23 protein-coding genes are annotated in these 20227 nt (G+C 35.4%); all 23 read right to left on the reverse strand.

Features of this window, described 5'->3' with window-relative positions; all coding sequences use genetic code 11:
- Positions 1 to 629, reverse strand: a 629-nt coding sequence (locus FEZ08_RS02485) for a translation initiation factor IF-2 N-terminal domain-containing protein (protein ID WP_171014895.1), incomplete at its 3' end; no start/stop codon positions are given.
- Between the two features lie 22 nt (positions 630 to 651).
- Positions 652 to 969: a L7Ae/L30e/S12e/Gadd45 family ribosomal protein gene (locus FEZ08_RS02490; protein WP_138190138.1), complete on the reverse strand. Its 318-nt coding sequence runs from the start codon at positions 967 to 969 to the stop codon at positions 652 to 654.
- Positions 959 to 1240 (reverse strand): RNase P modulator RnpM, encoded by a 282-nt coding sequence (gene rnpM / locus FEZ08_RS02495; RefSeq protein WP_138190139.1) that lies wholly within the window; start codon positions 1238 to 1240, stop codon positions 959 to 961. The genes FEZ08_RS02490 and rnpM overlap by 11 nt, the downstream gene beginning before the upstream one ends.
- 21 nt (positions 1241 to 1261) lie before the next feature.
- Positions 1262 to 2461 carry a transcription termination factor NusA gene (gene nusA / locus FEZ08_RS02500; protein ID WP_138190140.1) on the reverse strand — a complete coding sequence of 400 codons (1200 nt, stop codon included), beginning with the start codon at positions 2459 to 2461 and terminating at the stop codon, positions 1262 to 1264.
- 17 nt (positions 2462 to 2478) lie between these two features.
- The gene (locus FEZ08_RS02505; protein WP_171014896.1) at positions 2479 to 2946 is read right to left on the reverse strand and encodes a ribosome maturation factor RimP; all 468 of its coding nucleotides are present in this window, start codon (positions 2944 to 2946) and stop codon (positions 2479 to 2481) included.
- 112 nt (positions 2947 to 3058) lie between these two features.
- Positions 3059 to 7354, reverse strand: a complete 4296-nt coding sequence (locus FEZ08_RS02510; RefSeq protein ID WP_138190142.1) for a PolC-type DNA polymerase III — start codon at positions 7352 to 7354, stop codon at positions 3059 to 3061.
- A 14-nt stretch (positions 7355 to 7368) separates the two neighbouring features.
- Entirely contained in the window at positions 7369 to 8616 is a 1248-nt protein-coding gene (gene proS / locus FEZ08_RS02515) for a proline--tRNA ligase (protein WP_138190143.1), read from the reverse strand.
- A gap of 18 nt (positions 8617 to 8634) precedes the next feature.
- Complete coding sequence (gene rseP / locus FEZ08_RS02520; RefSeq protein WP_138190144.1) at positions 8635 to 9939, reverse strand: RIP metalloprotease RseP; 1305 nt, start codon at positions 9937 to 9939, stop codon at positions 8635 to 8637.
- A gap of 16 nt (positions 9940 to 9955) precedes the next feature.
- Entirely contained in the window at positions 9956 to 11110 is a 1155-nt protein-coding gene (gene dxr / locus FEZ08_RS02525) for a 1-deoxy-D-xylulose-5-phosphate reductoisomerase (RefSeq protein WP_138190145.1), read from the reverse strand.
- Positions 11111 to 11121: 11 nt separating this feature from the next.
- Positions 11122 to 11970, reverse strand: a complete 849-nt coding sequence (locus FEZ08_RS02530) for a phosphatidate cytidylyltransferase (protein WP_138190146.1) — start codon at positions 11968 to 11970, stop codon at positions 11122 to 11124.
- Entirely contained in the window at positions 11967 to 12701 is a 735-nt protein-coding gene (locus FEZ08_RS02535; RefSeq protein ID WP_138190147.1) for an isoprenyl transferase, read from the reverse strand. The genes FEZ08_RS02530 and FEZ08_RS02535 overlap by 4 nt, the downstream gene beginning before the upstream one ends.
- The gene (locus FEZ08_RS02540) at positions 12694 to 13206 is read right to left on the reverse strand and encodes a shikimate kinase (RefSeq protein ID WP_138190148.1); all 513 of its coding nucleotides are present in this window, start codon (positions 13204 to 13206) and stop codon (positions 12694 to 12696) included. The genes FEZ08_RS02535 and FEZ08_RS02540 overlap by 8 nt, the downstream gene beginning before the upstream one ends.
- Before the next feature lie 62 nt (positions 13207 to 13268).
- A complete protein-coding gene (locus FEZ08_RS12170; RefSeq protein WP_171014897.1) occupies positions 13269 to 13442 on the reverse strand; it encodes a hypothetical protein in 174 nt (57 codons plus the stop codon).
- Complete coding sequence (locus FEZ08_RS02545) at positions 13435 to 13854, reverse strand: hypothetical protein (RefSeq protein ID WP_138190149.1); 420 nt, start codon at positions 13852 to 13854, stop codon at positions 13435 to 13437. The genes FEZ08_RS12170 and FEZ08_RS02545 overlap by 8 nt, the downstream gene beginning before the upstream one ends.
- Complete coding sequence (locus FEZ08_RS02550; protein ID WP_138190150.1) at positions 13842 to 14084, reverse strand: hypothetical protein; 243 nt, start codon at positions 14082 to 14084, stop codon at positions 13842 to 13844. Before FEZ08_RS02550 ends, FEZ08_RS02545 begins: the two co-directional genes overlap by 13 nt.
- A gap of 296 nt (positions 14085 to 14380) precedes the next feature.
- Positions 14381 to 14674, reverse strand: a complete 294-nt coding sequence (gene comGC / locus FEZ08_RS02555) for a competence type IV pilus major pilin ComGC (protein ID WP_138190151.1) — start codon at positions 14672 to 14674, stop codon at positions 14381 to 14383.
- 16 nt (positions 14675 to 14690) lie between these two features.
- Entirely contained in the window at positions 14691 to 15707 is a 1017-nt protein-coding gene (locus FEZ08_RS02560; RefSeq protein ID WP_138190152.1) for a type II secretion system F family protein, read from the reverse strand.
- A complete protein-coding gene (locus FEZ08_RS02565) occupies positions 15697 to 16641 on the reverse strand; it encodes an ATPase, T2SS/T4P/T4SS family (RefSeq protein ID WP_171014898.1) in 945 nt (314 codons plus the stop codon). Before FEZ08_RS02565 ends, FEZ08_RS02560 begins: the two co-directional genes overlap by 11 nt.
- A 77-nt stretch (positions 16642 to 16718) precedes the next feature.
- Positions 16719 to 17363: an MBL fold metallo-hydrolase gene (locus tag FEZ08_RS02570; protein WP_138190154.1), complete on the reverse strand. Its 645-nt coding sequence runs from the start codon at positions 17361 to 17363 to the stop codon at positions 16719 to 16721.
- On the reverse strand, positions 17356 to 18324 hold the full coding sequence (locus FEZ08_RS02575) for an ROK family glucokinase (protein ID WP_138190155.1): 969 nt from the start codon (positions 18322 to 18324) through the stop codon (positions 17356 to 17358). The genes FEZ08_RS02570 and FEZ08_RS02575 overlap by 8 nt, the downstream gene beginning before the upstream one ends.
- A 111-nt stretch (positions 18325 to 18435) precedes the next feature.
- Positions 18436 to 18915 (reverse strand): hypothetical protein, encoded by a 480-nt coding sequence (locus FEZ08_RS02580; protein WP_138190156.1) that lies wholly within the window; start codon positions 18913 to 18915, stop codon positions 18436 to 18438.
- A 98-nt stretch (positions 18916 to 19013) separates the two neighbouring features.
- A complete protein-coding gene (locus tag FEZ08_RS02585) occupies positions 19014 to 19973 on the reverse strand; it encodes an L-lactate dehydrogenase (RefSeq protein WP_138190157.1) in 960 nt (319 codons plus the stop codon).
- Positions 19974 to 20039: 66 nt separating this feature from the next.
- A complete protein-coding gene (gene rpmG, locus FEZ08_RS02590) occupies positions 20040 to 20195 on the reverse strand; it encodes a 50S ribosomal protein L33 (RefSeq protein ID WP_138190158.1) in 156 nt (51 codons plus the stop codon).
- Positions 20196 to 20227 lie beyond the last annotated feature (32 nt).

Here is a 20227-nt window from a genome sequence, read left to right on the forward strand (position 1 = left end):
CCTTGGTACCCGCCACCTTGACGATTTCCACCGTCACGGTTTCCTTGGTACCCGCCACCTTGACGATTTCCACCATCGCGGTTTCCTTGGTAGCCACCGCCTTGGCGATTTCCACCGTCGCGGTTTCCTTGATACCCGCCACCTTGACGATTTCCACCATCACGGTTTCCTTGATAACCTCCGCCTTGGCGATTCCCACCATCGCGGTTTCCTTGGTACCCGCCGCCTTGGCGATTCCCACCATCACGGTTTCCTTGGTAGCCACCGCCTTGGCGATTCCCACCGTCGCGGTTTCCTTGATAATCACTTTCTTGTCTTACATTACTTCTTTCAGAAGTATTTGAATTTGAAGCCGAACCAGTATTCGCTTCATTAGCTGTCACAGTTGCCTTTGCCGCCGCTTTTTTTGCAGCAAGTTTATCAGCTTCGATTTTTTCTTTTTTGGTTTCAAAAGCTTTGAGCAGATCAGGGAACTTACTTTCTTTTTCGACAAGTAAATTAATGTTATCTTCGTTTAATTGAGACATGGCATTTTTAGCTGGGATACCAAGCTCGTTTGCAATGATGACAACGTCTTTAACTTGCCATCCTTTTTCTTTAGCCAATTCATGAATTCGCTTTTTTCCCATTTATTTTTCACCTCAAATTTTTTTATTCGCTTTCATCAAGCAATGATTTTATCTTTTTTCCAAAACCTTTATCAACTACTGCAACTGCAATTCGATCAAACTTTCCAATAGCATGTCCAAGTTCTTCGCGACTACCGATAATGTACAAAGGAATATCATTACTCTCTGCAGTTTGTCTGATTTTTTTATCAGCAACTTTTTGTACATCATCTGAAAGCAATACTATACTCGCATCTTTATTTCGAATAGCAAGTAAAATTTGATCCGTACCGCTAACAATTTTTCGCGCCCGCGCAGCTAATCCCAGAAGTTGAAATACTTTTTCATAATTATTCGGCATCAATATCTACCGCCTCTAATAGTGCTGTGAAAACTTCATCCGGAACTGTCGTTTCCAAATGACGGTTTAAAACTTTCTTATCACGAGCACGCTCAATCACTTCTTTAGATTTTTTTAGATATGCTCCACGTCCATTTGCTTTACCGCTATGGTCAATGGCAACATTTCCATCTTTATCGCGTACAACTCTTATTAATTCATGCTTCGGTAGTTTTTCTCGTGTAATCACACAAGTGCGCAGCGGTATTTTTTTGGGTTTCACTGCTACCACCTACTTTCACTATTTAATTAATTATTCTTCATCCGTTGTAGATGCTTCATTATCATCTGCTTCAACTGCTTCAACTGCTTCAACAACTTCTATAACATCTGATTCTTCGTCTTCAATGATATCTTCAATAACTGCAATGTCATCTTGCTCAATTTCAAAGTCAATACCAAACTCTTTTGCTTCAGTCTCAGATTTTATATCAATTTTCCAACCTGTTAATCGTGCTGCCAAGCGAGCATTTTGTCCTTTTTTACCAATTGCCAATGATAATTGATTATCTGGTACAATAACCATTGATTCATGTTCTTCATCATCTTCATCTAATAGAACCATAGAAACAGATGCAGGACTCAAAGCATTAGTAATATATTCAACCGGATCATCTGACCAAAGTACAATATCAATTTTTTCTTCATTTACTTCATCAATAATTGCTTGAATTCTCATTCGCTTCGGTCCAATACATGCTCCAACAGCATCAATAGTAGGATTATCACTATAAACAGCGACCTTTGAACGATCGCCAGCCTCACGAACAATATTTTTCACTTCAATCAAGCCGTTAGAGATTTCTGGAATTTCTCTTTCAAACAAACGTTTCAATAAACCAGGGTGTGTTCTAGATACTCTTATCAATGAACCTTTAGTAGTTCTTTCCACTTTGCTTAAGTAAACATCAATCTTATCGCCATGCGAAATTTTCTCACTAGCAATTTGATCATATTTTGAAAGCAATGCTTCGGTTCGTCCGATATTTACATAAATGTTACCATTTTCATGATCAATCGAAGTTACAATACCAGTAATGATTTCGTCCTCCCGATCAATGTATTCATTATAAATAACATCTCTTTCAGCTTCTTTAATACTTTGCAAAACAATTTGTTTAGCTGTTTGAGCAGCAATTCGTCCAAAATCTTTTGGCGTTACTTCCTCACGGATAACATCGCCGGTTTTATAAGTCTTCTTAATTGTTTTAGCTTCATCAAGAGAAATTTCTTCAAGCGGCTCTTCAACTTCTTCAACAACCGTTTTTAATGAATAAACAACAATCTTCCCTTTTTCAGCATCAATAGTTACTTCAACATTTTGTGCCTGATCAAAGTTTTTCTTATATGCAGACACTAATGCATGTTCGATGGATTCAATAATGATCGCTTTGTCAATTCCTTTTTCTTTTTCAACCGTATCTAAGGCTTGTAAGAATTCTTTCGTATTCATTTCTTTCGTTTCTCCTTTTAAAACTTCACCGCTAAGCGAATTGATTTTATTTCATTATATGGAACATTGATAGTTTTAAAACGTCCCTTTTGATTATATTTTACTTGTAAAACATCATCATTAACTGCCTCTAAGTCACCTTGAATTTCATCTAAGCCATTAGTTGGCACAAGAAATTCAAAGGCAATATAATTACCTATAGCAGCTTTTACATCATCAATATCTAATAATGGTTTTTCGGCACCTGGTGAACAAACATCTAAGAAATATTCATCATCAGTAGTATTTTCTTCGTCCAACAATACACTTAAGGCATCACTAATATTCACGCAGGTATCTAAATCTATTCCTTTTTCGGTATCAACAACAACACGCAAAATATTATTGCCCGCCTCTCTAACATAAGAGACTTCATATAATTTAGCACCTTGTTGTTTAACAATAGCTTCTATTTCAGAATGCTTTGAATCAATAAATTCGTGCACAAATATTCCCTCCTAATAAAAGTAAAAGAGTGGGTTAGCCCACTCTTATGTAAGTAAGTTTATTTGTTAAGCAAATTTTACCACGAAAGCAGTGAAAATGCAAGTGTTTTCATCAAAACAAAGAGATTTGATTTTGGTCTTCTAAATCATCAAGAACACCCATTAATTCAAGTTTTGCAATCAATGTTCGAGAAATTTTAACACGTCCGGCAAAGTCCTCCTTAGACAAGAACGGAGCATCCTTTCTGGCCTCAACAATTGACTGAGCAACACTATCACCTAAACTGTCAACACTACGGAACGGGAACAATAAAGTTTTATCATCAAGCACTCTAAAATCGGTGCTATGTGATTCATACAAATCAACTTGCTTAAATGATAGTCCTCGTTCTAACATTTCTAAGGCAACTTCCAACACTGTCTGCAAATTTTTCTCTTTAGTAGTTGCTTTAATTCCATTAGCCTCTATTTCACTTATCCGAGCGCGGATTGCTTCACTACCGCGAAGCATTGTTTCAATTTCAAAGTCATCTGAACGAATTGAAAAATATGTCGCATAAAAATAAATCGGATGATAAACTTTAAAATAAGCAATTCTCACTGCCATTAAAACATAGGCAGTAGCATGGGCTTTAGGGAACATATATTTAATCTTTTTACATGAGTCAATATACCATTCAGGAACATTGTTCTCACGCATATCAGCTTCCCAATCATCATTAAGCCCCTTACCTTTACGAACTGATTCCATAATAGTAAATGCTTCTGAATCATTAAGTCCTTGATATATCAGATAAACCATAATGTCATCCCGACAACCGATAACATCTTTTAATACACAGGTTCCATTTCGAATAAGTGCTTGTGCATTATTCAGCCATACATCAGTACCATGAGATAAACCAGAAATCTGAACAAGCTCTGAAAAAGTTGATGGCAAAGTATCTTCAAGCATCTGCCGTACGAATTTAGTACCGAACTCCGGCACTCCCAGTGTTCCAACTTTTGAATTAATTTGCTCTGGTCTAACACCTAAAGCACTTGTGTCTTGAAACAATGAATATACCTTAGGGTCATCAGTTGGAATTGTTTTTGGATCAATTCCGCTTAAATCTTGAAGCATACGAATAATCGTAGGATCATCGTGTCCAAGAATATCTAATTTCAACAAATTATCATGAATAGCATGGAAATCAAAGTGGGTTGTTTTCCATGCTGACTTTTGATCATCAGCCGGATACTGAACCGCAGTAATATCGTAAACTTCCATATAATCAGGAACAACAATAATACCACCTGGATGTTGTCCAGTAGTTCGTTTAACGCCAGTACAACCTAGAACTAAACGGTCAATTTCTGCGCCTTTCAAGTTCATTTCCTTATCAGACTCATATCCACGAACATATCCAAATGCAGTCTTTTCAGCAACTGTACCAATAGTTCCTGCACGATATACATACTCTTCGCCAAATATCTCTTTAGTATAATTATGAGCCTTGGCTTGGTAGTCTCCCGAGAAGTTTAAATCTATATCCGGAACCTTATCTCCTTTAAATCCTAAGAAAGTTTCAAAGGGGATATCATGGCCATCTTTAATCATTGCAGTCTGGCATTCTGGGCAGAGCTTATCGGGTAAGTCATATCCACAACCAACCTCGCCACCATGGAATTCACTATATAAACATTCTGGACAACGATAATGTGGGGCTAAAGGGTTTACCTCTGTAATTTCCATCATTGTTGCCACCAATGAAGAACCAACTGACCCACGTGAACCAACTAGATAACCATCATCAAGTGACTTTTTAACAAGCTTATGGGATATTAAATAAATAACTGAAAATCCATGACCTATAATACTATTGAGTTCTTTTTCAATTCTTTCTTCAACAATACTTGGTAATTTTTCACCATATAAGCTATGTGCCATTTCGTAAGTCATAGAACGCACATTTTCTTCTGCATTTTCCATTCTTGGGGTGAATAGCTCATTTTTTATAACCTCAATTGGTTCAACTTGATCTGCAACAACTTTTGGATTGGTCACGACCAAGTCAAAAGCTTCCTGAGCTCCAAGAAATTCAAAATCTCTCAACATCTCATCAGTAGTTCTAAAGTGCATCGTTGGAATCTTTTTAATTTCACGATGAGCTAATGGATGGACTCCGGCTTGTGACTCAACATATATTTCGCGAAAAATAACATCGTCGCGCTTTAAATGATGTACATCACCACTTGCAACAACTGTTTTCCCTAATTCTTGAGCATAACCAATAATTTGCTTTATGATTTCATAAATAGTTTCATGTTTCGGTACCCAGCCAATATCAGTAAGATGAGCGTAGCACTCAGGGGGTTGAACCTCAATATAATCATATGATTGCATAATTTCTAAAATTTCTTCTTTATTTTTATTTAATACTGCATCAAATACATTATTGTGAATACAAGAACTACCTAGCAATAAATGTGTCCGATATTCTTCTAAAATCTCAACTGGAATTCGTGGTTCTCTAACATAGTACTCAGTATGCGCCATTGAGACTAGCTTAAATAAGTCGTGTAAACCATCACGGTTTTTTGCGATTGCTGTCACATGGTATGAACGACTTATCTCCTGATTACGTTCTTTAGATGCAACCTTATTAATCTCATTGGCAATTTTAATATCTCTGTCAGATAAAGCGTTTAACATATATAGAAATATCTCGCTAGTTGCCTCAGCATCATAAACTGCTCTATGGTGCGAGGTTAATTCAACATTAAATTTCTTTGCTAATGCTTTTAAACCATGCCGTTTAATTTCAGGATATAAGTGACGTGACAACTGCAACGTATCCAGCCAATCATTTTTCAATTCGCCAATTCCAAGATTTTCATACGCTAAACGAATGAATCCAACATCAAAAGGGGCATTATGAGCAACAAGGACACTCTCTTCCCCACACCATTCCTTAAACTCTTTTAAAACCTCTGGAATATCTCTAGCTGTATCAACATTTTCTTGGGTAATATGTGTTAAATCCATAGTTTTTACATCTAACTTTTGTTTAGGATTCAAAAAAGTTTGGTATCGATCAATTATTTTACTACCTTGAATCTTTATAGCACCAATCTCTATTATTTTATCAACAGCAGCTGAAAGTCCAGTTGTTTCAATATCGAAAACAACAAATTCTGTATCTTGAATTAGTGTATCTTGCTTGATATGTGCCGGATATCCGTCATCAGAATTAATAACATTAAATTCAATTCCATATAACACTTTTATATTTTGATTACGATTAGAAGCCATATATGCTTCTGGGAATGATTGAACAACACTATGATCTGTTATCGCGATTGCTTCGTGTCCCCAAGCGATTGCTTGATTAATTAACTCTTTTACCGGAACAACACTATCCAGTTGGCTCATTTGCGTGTGAGCATGCAATTCAATTCTTTTAGTTTCCGCATTATCTTTTCGTACTCTAGGCTCAAGTTCCTTGTAATCATTTAAATTCATTACCAGTTGATGATTCATATAGGCATCAACCACAACATTCCCAACAGCTTTAATCCAAGTTCCCTTTTTTATCTTGTCTTCGCCCTCGTTACACCATTTTTTGATGTATAGTGAGTCAGAGTAATCAGTTATCTTAGCAGTCATTATCTCTTTGCCATTTTTTGTTTTTCGGAACTCTACATCAAAAACGTACCCTTCTATAACAAGACCATCTTGCATCTCTACAATATCTACAATCTTTGTAGGTGTTTCCTCAAGCATTGCACTTGCTTTTTTTCTTCTATACACAGGTGCACTTTTAGGTGATGAATTCTCTTGTTTAGGTTTATTTTCAGATTTAGGAACACTCGTATAGACCGGAACATGTTTAGTTTCCTGATGTTGATCAATAAGTGATTGGTACTCACTAGCAACATCCTCACTTGACTGAACAATAATCTGAATATTAAAACCTGCCAAGGAAAATAGTTGTCGTAATAATCCAACATTCTGTTGCCATTTTTCAAATTGTATTTGCTCTCCTACACGCAAGTATAATGCTTCCTTATCCATATATAATTGAATAACTTGTAATGAAGTTACCAAATATGAAGCACTTCCGTTTAATTTAGAAGCAAAATAATATAAATATGGTGTAATAAGTTGTAAGGTTAAATTGGGAGTTTCAACATAGCTTAAAAAAAGCTTTGCAGCATAAGGCATATGCTGCAAACCTTCCTCCAAAGCACGGAATACTTCAATATCTAAAATTTGCGGCAACTCTAAATAAAACTGCCAAGTATTATTATTTTGATCAACAACAACTTTCTTTAATTGACCATCACAAAATTTTGAAGAAACTTCTTCAGATAGTTGTAATTGTTCAAGTAAAATATTGAACTTATTATCTTGATGTGATGTCATTACACGCACTCCTTCTAATATTCAAAAACAAATTTCTTTGCATCTTCAATTGTATTTTGCATAGCCTCAGAAGCATTTCTTAATTTAAGCTCTACTATTCCTTCGGCTGCATCTCTACCAACAACAATTCTAATTGGCGAGCCAATTAAGTCAGCATCTGAGAGTTTTACACCTAAGCGTTCATCGCGATCATCCAAAAGTGTTGTTATGCCACTTTCTGTTAATGATATATACATTTGTTCAGCAATATCTTTTTGTGTCTCATTCTTAATATCCACCGGCACAATATGTACAGAAAAAGGAGCAATCTCTTTTGGCCAAACTACGCCTTTATCGTCATGGTTTTGTTCGATTGCAGCCATCATCACCCGGCTAATCCCAATTCCATAGCATCCCATAATTAATGGTTGATTACGACCATTTTGATCTAAAAATTGAGCTTTCATACTTTCAGAATATTTTGTTCCTAATTTAAAGATTTGACCAACTTCAATTCCTTTTGCATGAGCTATAGTACCGATTCCGTCAGGACTAGGTTCACCAACCGCTAAATCAGCAACTTCACTATTCGCAGCAAAATCAGACTCTGTTGAGTAAACAATTGTATCCTCGCCTATTTCAGATAATGCCATAAACTCAATTGATTCTGAACCACCAATTTCACCAGTTAACGCTTCAACTGGACGAAACAATAAGCCACAGCGAGTAAAAATATTAATATATGCTGCCTTCATATCTAAATATATCTTATCTAATTGCTCATCAGTAGAGCTGAAAGAATAGGCATCTTTCATGATAAATTCTCTTCCACGCATTAATCCAAAACGTGGTCGCATTTCATCACGATATTTTGTTTGTATTTGAAATAAAGTTAATGGTAACTTTTTGTATGAATTCAAAACATTTCTAACAATATAGGTTATGATTTCTTCATGAGTAGGTCCAAGAGCAAACTCTCTATCATTTCGATCAGTTAAGCGCATCAATTCGTCTCCGTATGCAGCCCAACGACCACTTTCATCCCATAACTCTTTTGGTTGCAATGCCGGCATTAACATTTCTGTTGCTCCTATAGCTTCCAGCTCCTCGCGAACAATTGCTTCAATATTGCGAATCACTCGAAGTCCCAATGGTAAGTATGAATATATTCCTGATGCAATTTGTTTTACATAGGCACCTTTTAAAAGTAATTGGTGGCTAAGTGCCGTTGCATCGCTGGATACTTCTTTTGTAGTATATGCAAATAAATTTGATTGTTTCATATTATCGAAAATCCTCTCTTAATAAATTAGTCGAATTATATCATTGAATGCTATATAGACAAACAAGCCCATAAGCAACACAAATCCTGCAAGGTTTAATCCCATTTCAAATTTTCTGTTTGGTCGTTTTCTAGTAATCAACTCATATATAGCAAAAACTATACGTCCGCCGTCCAATGCCGGGAATGGCAATAGATTTAGCAACCCAATATTAATACTCAAAAAACCAAGAAAGAAAAGCACTCCCGAAAATCCACTGCTTTCTACAATCGTTCCAGTCATTGCTGCGATTCCAATTGGCCCACTTAACTGGTTAATACCTGCAGAACCTGAAATTAACATACCTAATGAAGTAAACACTTGTCCTGTCATATCAACTGCTCTAGTAAATCCACTGGTAATTGCTATAATCGGGTTATAACTTTTTGATTGCAGTATACCAAGTTGTCCAACAACAACTTTGGTCACTGTTCCATCACTATTTTGAACTTCTTGAGTCACTGAACTTGGTGTGATATTAATTGGAATTAATTCATCATTCCGTTGAATCACTAATGTGAGTTCAGTACCTGGAGATGTTTTAATACGTTCTGAAGCCTCTGCAAAAGTTGAAACGGATTTTCCATTAATACTAATAAATATGTCACCACTCTGTATTCCAGAACTTTGTGCTACTGAACCTTCGGTAACATCACCAACAACTGGGGTTGGTTCTGGGTTGCCGAAAAATAATCCCATAGCAATAAATGCCACTATTGCTAAAACAACATTCATAAATGGACCTGCAACTAAAACTACAATTTTCTTGAGTGGCGCTAATGACCAAAATCTACGATTAACTGGAGCAATTTGCATTTCATCTTTACCTTCGTAAATTGATGCATCATCAGCTAAAGCATACTTTTTAGATTCGGAGTCGCTTTCAAGCATGCCTTCTAAAAACATCTCATTACTATTTAAATCGTATGACCTTAATGTTAGTTTCTGTATGATTCTATCCGCTGAATTATTTAAAGAGTTTTCCGAGTAAATGCCATTAATTTTTTGGTTATCATCAAGTGAAATTGAAATTACATCACCAATATTTAATTCAAAGTCTGCTTCGTCTTCTCCTGCCATTTGAACAAATCCCCCAACAGGTATTGCTCTAATTGAATAAAGTGTCTCACCATATTTCTTAGACCAAAGCTTCGGTCCCATACCAATAGCATATTCGCGACACAATACACCAAATTTTTTGGCAGCTAAAAAGTGTCCTAACTCATGAATCGCTACAATTATTGTTAATATTATTAAAAAGATTAGTACGTAAAATACAATCATAACACCATTCCTTTATTTAAAGTAAAATATGTTCTACAAATGTTCTTGCCTGATGGTCAATTTCTAAAATATCATCTAATTGAGGATTTGAAATGACATCATGAGCAAGCATAGTTTGCTCAACAATTTTTGATATCTCAATAAATTTTATTTTATTCTCTAAAAATGCATTAACCGCAATTTCATTTGCAGCATTAAGTACTGTTGGCATGCTACCGCCAATCTTTCCTGCATCTAGTGCTAATTTAAAACAGGGATATTTTTTAATATCAACTGCTTCAAAATGTAACGCACCTAGTTCTATCAAAGATAAATCCATAGTTGCAGGCATGGGTAAACGTTCTGGATATGATAGCATATATTGAATTGGTATATGCATATCTGAAACTCCCAGTTGAGCAAGCATTGATCCATCAACAAACTCTACAAGCGAGTGAATAATACTTTCACGATGAATTATTGTTTCAATTTGACTATACCCCACATCAAACAACCAATGTGCTTCAATAACCTCTAATCCTTTGTTCATCATAGTTGCGCTATCGATAGTAATCTTTGATCCCATTGACCAATTTGGATGTTTCAATGCCATATCAACAGTAACATCTTTAAGTTCTGAATAACTTAAATCTCGAAACGATCCTCCGGATGCAGTTATATGCAGTCTTTTTAATTCAGCACTTGATTTAGCACTTTGTAAACATTGGAAAATTGCTGCGTGTTCACTGTCTACTGGTAATATTTCCACATTATTTTTTCTAGCTGCTTCCATAACAATATGCCCAGCACTAACCAGCGTTTCTTTGTTAGCTAAAGCTATTTGTTTACCTTCATTTATTGCAGCTAGTGTTGGTAATAAACCTACACTTCCTATAACACTATTAAGCACTAAATCAACTGATGATAATGAAACAACATCAACAAGACCTTGATCGCCAAATGTAAACTCAGTTTTTTTATTTCTAAACTCATGTTCAAGCGTTTGTGCATCTGCCTCATACTGCATACAAAGTAATTCTGGTTCAAATACTTGTACAATTTTTCGAGCATAATCAATATTTTTTCCAATTGAACATGAAACCAGTCGAAAAACATTTGGATTGCTGGCAATAATATCCAATGCTTGAGTTCCAATTGAACCACTTGCACCTAAAATAGCTATATGTTTCATATTACTCTCTCCTAAAAAAGCCCTAATTGCGTTGCTATCATCGTGAAAATCATCATGAAAATAGCAACAGCAATAAAACTATCAAATCGGTCTAGAATGCCGCCATGCCCCGGGAATATAGTACCAAAGTCTTTTACTCCAAAATATCGTTTAATTACCGAAGTAAATAAATCACCCAATTGAGAAATTGCAGTCAAGAATACAATACTGACAACAAGTACTATTGGATTATTAAATGGCTGAATGTATGTTGCACCCATTATTAATTCATATGGAACCGGAGCAATAACGAATACCGAGATGAGAGCAAATATTAACCCACCAATTGATCCTTCCCAACTTTTTTTAGGACTAATAGTTGGAGCCATCTTATGTTTGCCAATCAATGAACCAAGTAAATATCCACCTACATCACTACCAAAAGCAACAGCAGCCAAGAATAAAATGTTTAATGGTGAACGAAGATATAAGTATACTAATGCAAAAAACGCAATTCCCACATATAATGTCATAGTAAAGAAATATACAACGCTGTCAATGTGGATATTTTGGTCGAAAATAGGAATTAAAATAAGATATAGCATTATTAGTAATAATACAAAAGGAATTAAATTATAAATAGAATATTGTGTCCATCCTAGAAGCAATATAGCCACTGCTAAAATAATGAAACCAAATATATTCATTTTAAACTTATTTTTTGAAACGAGTTTGGTTTCATAAAAGGCAATAAGCATCACAATGCTAAAAGCACCAATAAAAAGTAATGGTCCCCCGGCAAATGTAATTAATAAGAAACCTATCGTTAAACATATTCCCGTTAGTAAGCGCTGTAAAAAGCTCTTGTTCAATAATTTCATTTTATTCCTCCGCGACGACGATCACGATTTTGAAAATCGATAATGGACTGATAGAATTCAGCAGTTTTAAAGTCCGGCCATAAAGTATCAGTAAAATAGTATTCCGCATATGCGCTCTGCCAAAGTAAAAAGTTGCTTATTCGGTATTCACCACTTGTACGAATAACAAAATCAGCATCTTGTGCATCAGGATTAAACAAATGTGAGCCGATTAAGTCTTCACTTATCGGAAGGTCAGGGTTATCCTTTAACAGTTTGGCAATTTGCTCAACAGCATAAACAATTTCATCCCGACCGCCGTAATTCAAAGCAAAATTAACAGTTAATCCAGAATTGTCTTTAGTATCGTTAATCGCATCTGCAACAGCTTTTCGTGTATCTTCAGGTAATAAGTCCCATCGGCCAATACATTTTATCTTTACATTATTCTTCATTAGTTTTGGTAGGAAATAATCAAAAAATGCCCTAGGAAGGCTCATTAAATAATTAACCTCTTCTTCGGGACGCTTCCAGTTTTCTGTTGAGAAAGCATATAAAGTAATATATTTTATTCCAATATCTGAAGCAGCTTCAATAATTTCTTCAACGGTATCAACACCCTTTTTATGTCCAGCTGTACGAGGTAAAAATCTTTTTTTTGCCCATCGTCCATTACCATCCATAATAAGTGCAACATGATTTGGAACATTACCAGACATAATTATATCTTTCAACTCACTAATATTATTCATCAGCCAAATCCCGCCTTACCAATCTTAATAATTCGTTTACAATCTCTGATTTCATTTTTCTATCCGTTTTAATACTTGCATGAGATAAATCTTCATACATAGAAAGACGTTTCTCCATAAGTTCATCTAAAGATGATTTATTCAACAATGGTCGGATTTTATTATCTGAATCCAACCGTTCTACCAATACTTCCAGTGAAGTATCTAGATACAGTATCAAATCAAAATTATCTTTTATATACTGAAAGCTATCAGGGTGAACAATAATACCGCCGCCGCTAGCTACAATACTATCACTAATATCAGGAATTGATTTGAGTGCATGACATTCCGCTTGACGAAAGAATAATTCGCCATGATTTAGCAAAACATCACCAGTTTGTTGTTTTAATTGCTCTTCAATTATTAAATCTGTATCAAAAAATGCATATCCAGATTGCTGAGCAAACTCAGTAGCAATTGTTGTTTTCCCGCTTCCGGGCATACCAATCAGAATTATTTTCATGCTTCAATTCACCTTAAGTAATTATAACATAAAAGCTCTATGCCTAACAGTATTTCTTTATACTAATTATTATTAGTGGACTCTTTAAAGTTATTTAAAGATTTTAATAGTTGCTCTGTTTGAAAAAAAGTTTCCTGTTCTTGATTGAAACGAACTAATTGCCAACTAATAAAACTGATAATTATAACTACCATTGCAACTATTGAAGACAGCATAAACCCTCGTTTTCTATTCATTAATCACAATCCCCCATTCTAAATAATGCTTGTTTTTATCAATAACTACACATCTTATCAGTCCATCTCCTCGAACAAAAGTTACCTTTTCAACTTCATGCATAAGTATTTGTGTCCCGCTTCCATTCTTGTAGAGATATAAATTATTATTTTTGAATTGAAATAAATATACTGTGTCCTCAAATTTAGTCACTAGATTCCCCTCATTGATATTTATGTCGGCTTTATCATTAACAAGTTTATTAGTTATGGTTGCAAGGTATAATAATTTATCAGTACTTATCGACTTATAATCATCTATTTTTTTAATATATCCTAATTCACCCCAAATTATCAAGAAACATACTATACTTGCTAGCATCATAATACTGCAATCAATTAAAAATATTCCTTGTTTTTTCATTTCAAACATAATTGTTCATCCTCTTGATTCATATTCATCCATAATATACACTTACCTCTTCTATCCATAATGATATCATAACGAATATCTTCATATGTGAAGCTGCCAAAATTACCAATAAATAACTGATGATACATAATCGTTCGTATTCGTAAATTAACAATAACTACCTCTAAACGAAAACTAGCTACTATTAAACTCGCGATAACTACAACCCCTATCAATTGAATTATTGCCATGCTACTGAGTAAACCAGTTTTTTTATTATTCATTTTATATACACCTCAGAAAATCCAATGGGAATCACTAGAACGTAGTGCTTCCCATATATTGAAAAATAAATACTTCCCGCCTTCGAGAAAGTACCAGTTACCAAAGAATGCACTACTATACGCTCTGAACCAAAACTGCTTTTATAAAAATCTATATCCTTTATTGAGATATCTTGGTTATCTAAGAATATTTGATCAGTTTCAATATCTATTATAATAGTATGTGCTTCTCAATTAATGTAAATCCACTCTTCTTCCAAATCTTATTCTTTCTCAACTTTCCCCTCGCTATCTATAGAAAGTGCTTTTCCATCCTGGCAAGTTGCTGACTTTATGTAGCCATCACTTACTAAACGTTCTATACTTGGTGTTGCGTTATGCTGCAAGCGATAACTCTCAACTTGTGCCTGAACAACTTCCATATAGGCATCACAACCCTTACTTTGCAAACCAGCTATATGTTGATTTACATTAGGGATAATCAGTAAAAGCAAAATCACTATAACCATCATAACAATTAACATTTCAATAAGCGTAAATCCAGATTTTTTCTTCATTTTTTCTCCTCCTAAATCATAATGTTTCAAAAACCGATAACATTGGCAAAAATACAGCAATGTAAGTCAATACTAAAAATAATGCAATAATACAAGTTAACAGCGTTTGCAAAAGATTTAATCCCTTGATTACTTTAATAACAATATGTTCGCTTGCGCGCTTACTGTACAAAGCACACTCAGTACCAAGCGTATTATTTTTCAGCGCAAAACTGAGAACCAGCAAAAACTCATCACTATAATAATCACTAATTTCAAACGCTTCTTCAAGTGTATGACCTGCTGTCAAGAGCTTATCTATCTCCGTAACCTGTGTTTGCAGCATACTACTGCGCCTATTCTCACTAATATGTCTAAATGCAGCCAAGCAAGGATATCCATTTGCTAAATACAAACTTAATCGATTAGCAATTTGAATCTGTAAAATCTGTTGCAAATAATAACGAACAACCGGGATATTAAAATAAATCCATAGTTGTTGTTCTCCTGAGAGTAAGCGCATTGCAGCCAATAAGCTAACACAGACTACTGCAAACATAAAAATACAGCCAATCCCAAACATCAATAACTCCAAAGCAGTGAATATAAATGGTTTTTCATTTATCTGATATCCACTTAAAAAAGATTCCATCTGAGGAAACAAAAAGAATGCTACAAATATAAATGAAAGAACCGACATCATTATCAATACTAGTGGATATGTTAATGCTTGTTTTAAGGATTTTCGAATTTTGAGATTATTTCTAATCCATAATAATGCTAAATTCATAGCTGCAACAATATCACCAACCTGTTCACCATGAGTAATATATGCCTGAACCTCTTTATGGAACCTCAAATAACTGAAAACTACCGATAATTGCTCTCCTGATATCAATAAATGTTTCACTTCATCAATATGTTGTCTTTTTATCAACTTACTCACACACAGAAAATCAATTATCAGTTGTTCATTATATCCACTGTTTAGAAAAGTAATATACGTATTCAATAAATTTGCTTGTTCTGATAAAGAGTATTGACTAGTGTTCATACATTACCCCATTCTGCAAGAAATCATTACTTTGCCTTCCGCATGATAAGTATTTTTGTATTTGTTTCGTATCCAAAATAGTAAACTGGCAATACTTATCATTTGTTTTATTGTCAATATGTAGTTGTTGGTATACACTTGCTATCATGGTTGCCATTATCATTTCTTGATTACATTTTAAATCTAATAAACGTTGGACTACCTTTTGACAACTTTGAGCATGAATCGTTGTTATTACCAAATGTCCGGTTAACGCCGCACGAAGTGCACTTTTAGCAACACTACTATTACGAACTTCACCTATAACAATAACATCCGGATCATGCCTTAAGACTTGGGAAAGCATTGCATCATAACTGCGACCGGCAAGCTCATTCACTTCAAATTGCATTACTCCATTAATCTTTTGTTCAATCGGATCCTCGATACTTACAATGTGCTTTCCAAGTTTCAACATATAATTCATTAATGTATAAATTGTGGTGGTTTTACCATTACCGGTTGCACCACTAAAAACCACCAAACCTTGTTCTTGGTGGCACAATTCTTGGAAAAATTTTTGATGACTTTGATTATCCGTCAGATAATCAAAGTCATCATTGCTATTTTGATAATGAATACGCAGGGTCATGAGCTCAGCATCAGCCATTGGCATTACTGCCACCCGCAAATCAATAAGCTGTTCATTCAAATGATAATGCAGGACTCCGGATTCCATAATTGCATTGGCTAATGACATACTGGCAATATACTTAATAAAACTCATGAGTTTTCGCATATCTTTCACAATAAGTTCAGCAATCATAATCATCTTCTTATTACTGCTTCTAACCATTACCCGGCTGCCATTTGCATCAATAATAAAATGAACATCAGCAATTCTATTGTCTAGCAAATGTTTTAATAAGCATTCAAAGTATATCTTAACTTCCATCATTCCACCTCAAACATCTTTTCGCAAAAACAGGATAAAACTAACAAAAAAAGATAAGTTTTTAAACTCATCTTTTTTTATTTACTATATGCATAACTAATTACTGACTGGGCAATTGTGTTATAAGCTTTTTCCCGACCAATAGTTGTTTGACCACCATGGCCAGGATAAACACTGAGATGATCATCAAGTGCAAATAATTTTTCCAAACTCTTTCCCAAATCAACAACACTGCAGAACGGAAAGTCATATCGGCCAACGCCATCTTCAAACAAAACATCACCGCTGAAAATAGCATTTTCAATAATAAAAGTAACACTACCAAGCGAATGCCCGGGAGTCAGCAGGTAATCAATCGTGAAATCACCAATTGAGAACGAGCCTTTCTTTTTCAACAATGCAATACTTTCACTTTCAACAATAAAAACACGTTTAGTAAGCACTGATAAATTTTGTTTTGGATTAACTAACCCTGGTTGATCCAATTCATGAATATATACCGGCACTTTGTACTTCTTGGTGAAAAAATCAACTGCAGCAATATGATCAAAATGACAATGGGTCAACAATATTGCCTCCACCTGTAAATGATTATTTTCAATATAATCAACAATTGAAGGATGCTGCGCACCTGGGTCAATAATCAGTGCCTTATTTTGCTTTGAAAGAATATAGGTGTTTTCCTGCGCATCACCGCAGATAAAACACTTTACTTTATTCATAAGTTGCCATATTTCTAGCTAAGTTTGCAGCTCCCAGCATACCTGCATCATTGCCCAACTCAGCTAATACAATTTCAACTCCACGAGTTGCCGGTTCGAAAACAGAACCATAATAGTATTTTTTGATTTGGTCAATCAAAAATTGTCCGGCACGGCTAACGCCGCCGCCAATAATAAAGATATGCGGATTAGTAGTCGCTGAAATCATACCAAACGTCTCACCTAATACGCGACAGCTGTAGTCAACTGCTTCAAGTGCAAGCTGGTCACCTTTTTTAGCGTGATCAAGCACTGATTTAGCACTAATTTTTTTCACTTCGCGTAAGCTAGATGCTTCCTTACTATTCGCAAGAATTGTATTAGCAACACGAGCAAAGCCAGTTGCAGAAGCAACTGTTTCAACGCATCCGATTTGACCACAGTTACATTTATACATGTGCTCACCGGTTTTCACCACCGGAATATGACCGATTTCACCACCGGCACCATTAAATCCAGATACCACCTGACCATTAACGATGATTCCACCGCCAACACCAGTTCCAAGGGTTACAAAAACAGCATCAGTAGTACCATTTCCGCCACCCATCCATACTTCACCGAGCGCGGCAACATTGGCGTCATTATCAACGATTGCCGGAATTCCTAGCAACTCTTCTAATTTATCCGAAACACTAAAGCCGCCAAAGCCGCCAAGATTTACTGCCACCGGCAAATATCCGGTTTGTTTTTGCACTGGTCCGGGTACACCGATACCAACTGCGTGAATATCTTCTTTGGTTAATTCAAGTTCCGCAAGTTTTGCTTCAATTGACTGAGCCAAGTTTGGTAAAATATGCGCGCCGCTATCTTTACTGTCAGTAGCAACTTCCCATTGATGCTCAATCTTTCCGTTAAAGCTAATAATACCGATTTTAGCCGTTGTACCGCCTAAATCAATACCGATCAATTTCTTTTCCATGTATTTACCTCCGTTCATTCATACGAATATATTTTAGCATACTTTGATACCCTTTGACATAGGAAAAAGAAAATTAAAACCCCGGCGGTACAAGACCGCCGGGGTTTCTTCTTAAAATTGTGTATCAATAGTAACTTCTTGAGTAACTTTAGCTTTTTTGAACACTGCAATATAGCAAAATACTGCTGCTGCAATAAAGAAAATCCAGTCAATGACACCAGAAAATGCCCACGCCATCATTTGATTAGCTGTGCTGCCGCTTAGATAACTAGAATCTAAAAGCATCGTTGTCGAAACATTAGATAACATTACCCAAAACCAAATTGAGCGAATCAGGGCAACAACTGCACCAATAATTGCTAAAACCGGTCCTACAATACTGCGTTTTTCTTTACGCGCAAAAACAAGTCCGACAATCCCTAAAATAAGGATAGCAATCAATACAAAAATAAAAATATTAAGCATATATCCAACCATCGGAATTGCTTGAATTGTTAATACAATTGCTAATATCAACAAGATAACCCGTCCAGCAGGCCATTTTTTTTCAGGAATTAAAACGCTTTGTTGTTCAAATGTATACTCTTCCATGAAAATCACTCCTTCACAATAGCAATATTACCATAAAATTGCTTTTATGTAAATTAAAACAAGCTTTCGGGCCTATCCCGAAAGCTTGTTCAAAATTCCTATAAATAAGGATGCACTGCATCATTCATTGTTTCTTTTAAAGTATTTGCTGACTTATCAAATTTTGCTTGGTCAACTTCGTTGAGATCTAAGGTAATAATTTCTCTGATTCCCAAACGATTGATAACCGCCGGTACACCAATATAAACATCACTGTGACCATATTCTCCATCTAGATATGTTGATAAAGTCAGAATTGAGTTCTCATCATTGAAAATTGCTTTTACAATCCGAGTCAACGCCATGCCGATACCATAATAAGTCGCTTTCTTACGTTCAATAATTTCATAAGCAGCATCGCGCACACTTTCATAGATTCCCTGTAAATCCTCCATGTGCAATTGTTCAGACTCATCAATCATTTGCAGTAATGGTTTTGATCCAACATATACATTCGTCCAGGGAACAAAAGAAGAATCACCATGCTCAGCCATCATATAAGCATGAATATTTCGTGAATCAATATCAATATATTGACCAATCATATAACGTAACCGCGCTGTATCTAATGAAGTTCCGGTTCCGATTACGCGGCTCTTATCAAGTCCAGATGCTTTCCAAGCAACATATGAAAGAATATCAACCGGATTTGATGCAACTACCATAATCCCGTTAAAGCCGTTGGCCATAATCTGTTCAACGATTGATTTCATAATTTTAGTGTTTTTTGCAGTCAAGTCCAGACGCGTTTCACCTGGTGCTTGTGCTGCTCCGGCAGTAATTACCACGATATCAGCATATTGACAGTCCGCGTATGTTCCAGCCCACACTTTCATATTGCTGGGAGCAAAAGCAACACCATGATTTAAATCCATTGCTTCGCCTTCTGTTTTACGAACATCAAGGTCAATTAATACCAATTCATCAGCTCCGCCTTGATTCATCAATGAATAAGCAAAACTCATCCCGACAAAGCCGGTTCCGATCAGTGCCACCCGTCGCACATTTTTTGTAAACATATATTTCACACGCCTCTCTTTTTTGAACTCTTTAGTCTCTTGGGGAAAGAAAAATCGCGAGAAAGATTACTTTTTCTCGCGATGTAATGTAGAACGATTACAGTTTGGACAAAATTTCTTAACCTCTAAACGTTCAGGAGTATTTTTTTTGTTTTTGTCAGTGATATAATTTTCATTATCACATTCAGTACATCTCATGATTATACTACGTTTGATCGCCATAATAGTGCAACCTCCCTTTAATAATTGTCAAT

The sequence above is a fragment of the Culicoidibacter larvae genome (genome assembly GCF_005771635.1).
GTDB classification, from domain to species: Bacteria; Bacillota_I; Bacilli_A; order Culicoidibacterales; family Culicoidibacteraceae; genus Culicoidibacter; species Culicoidibacter larvae.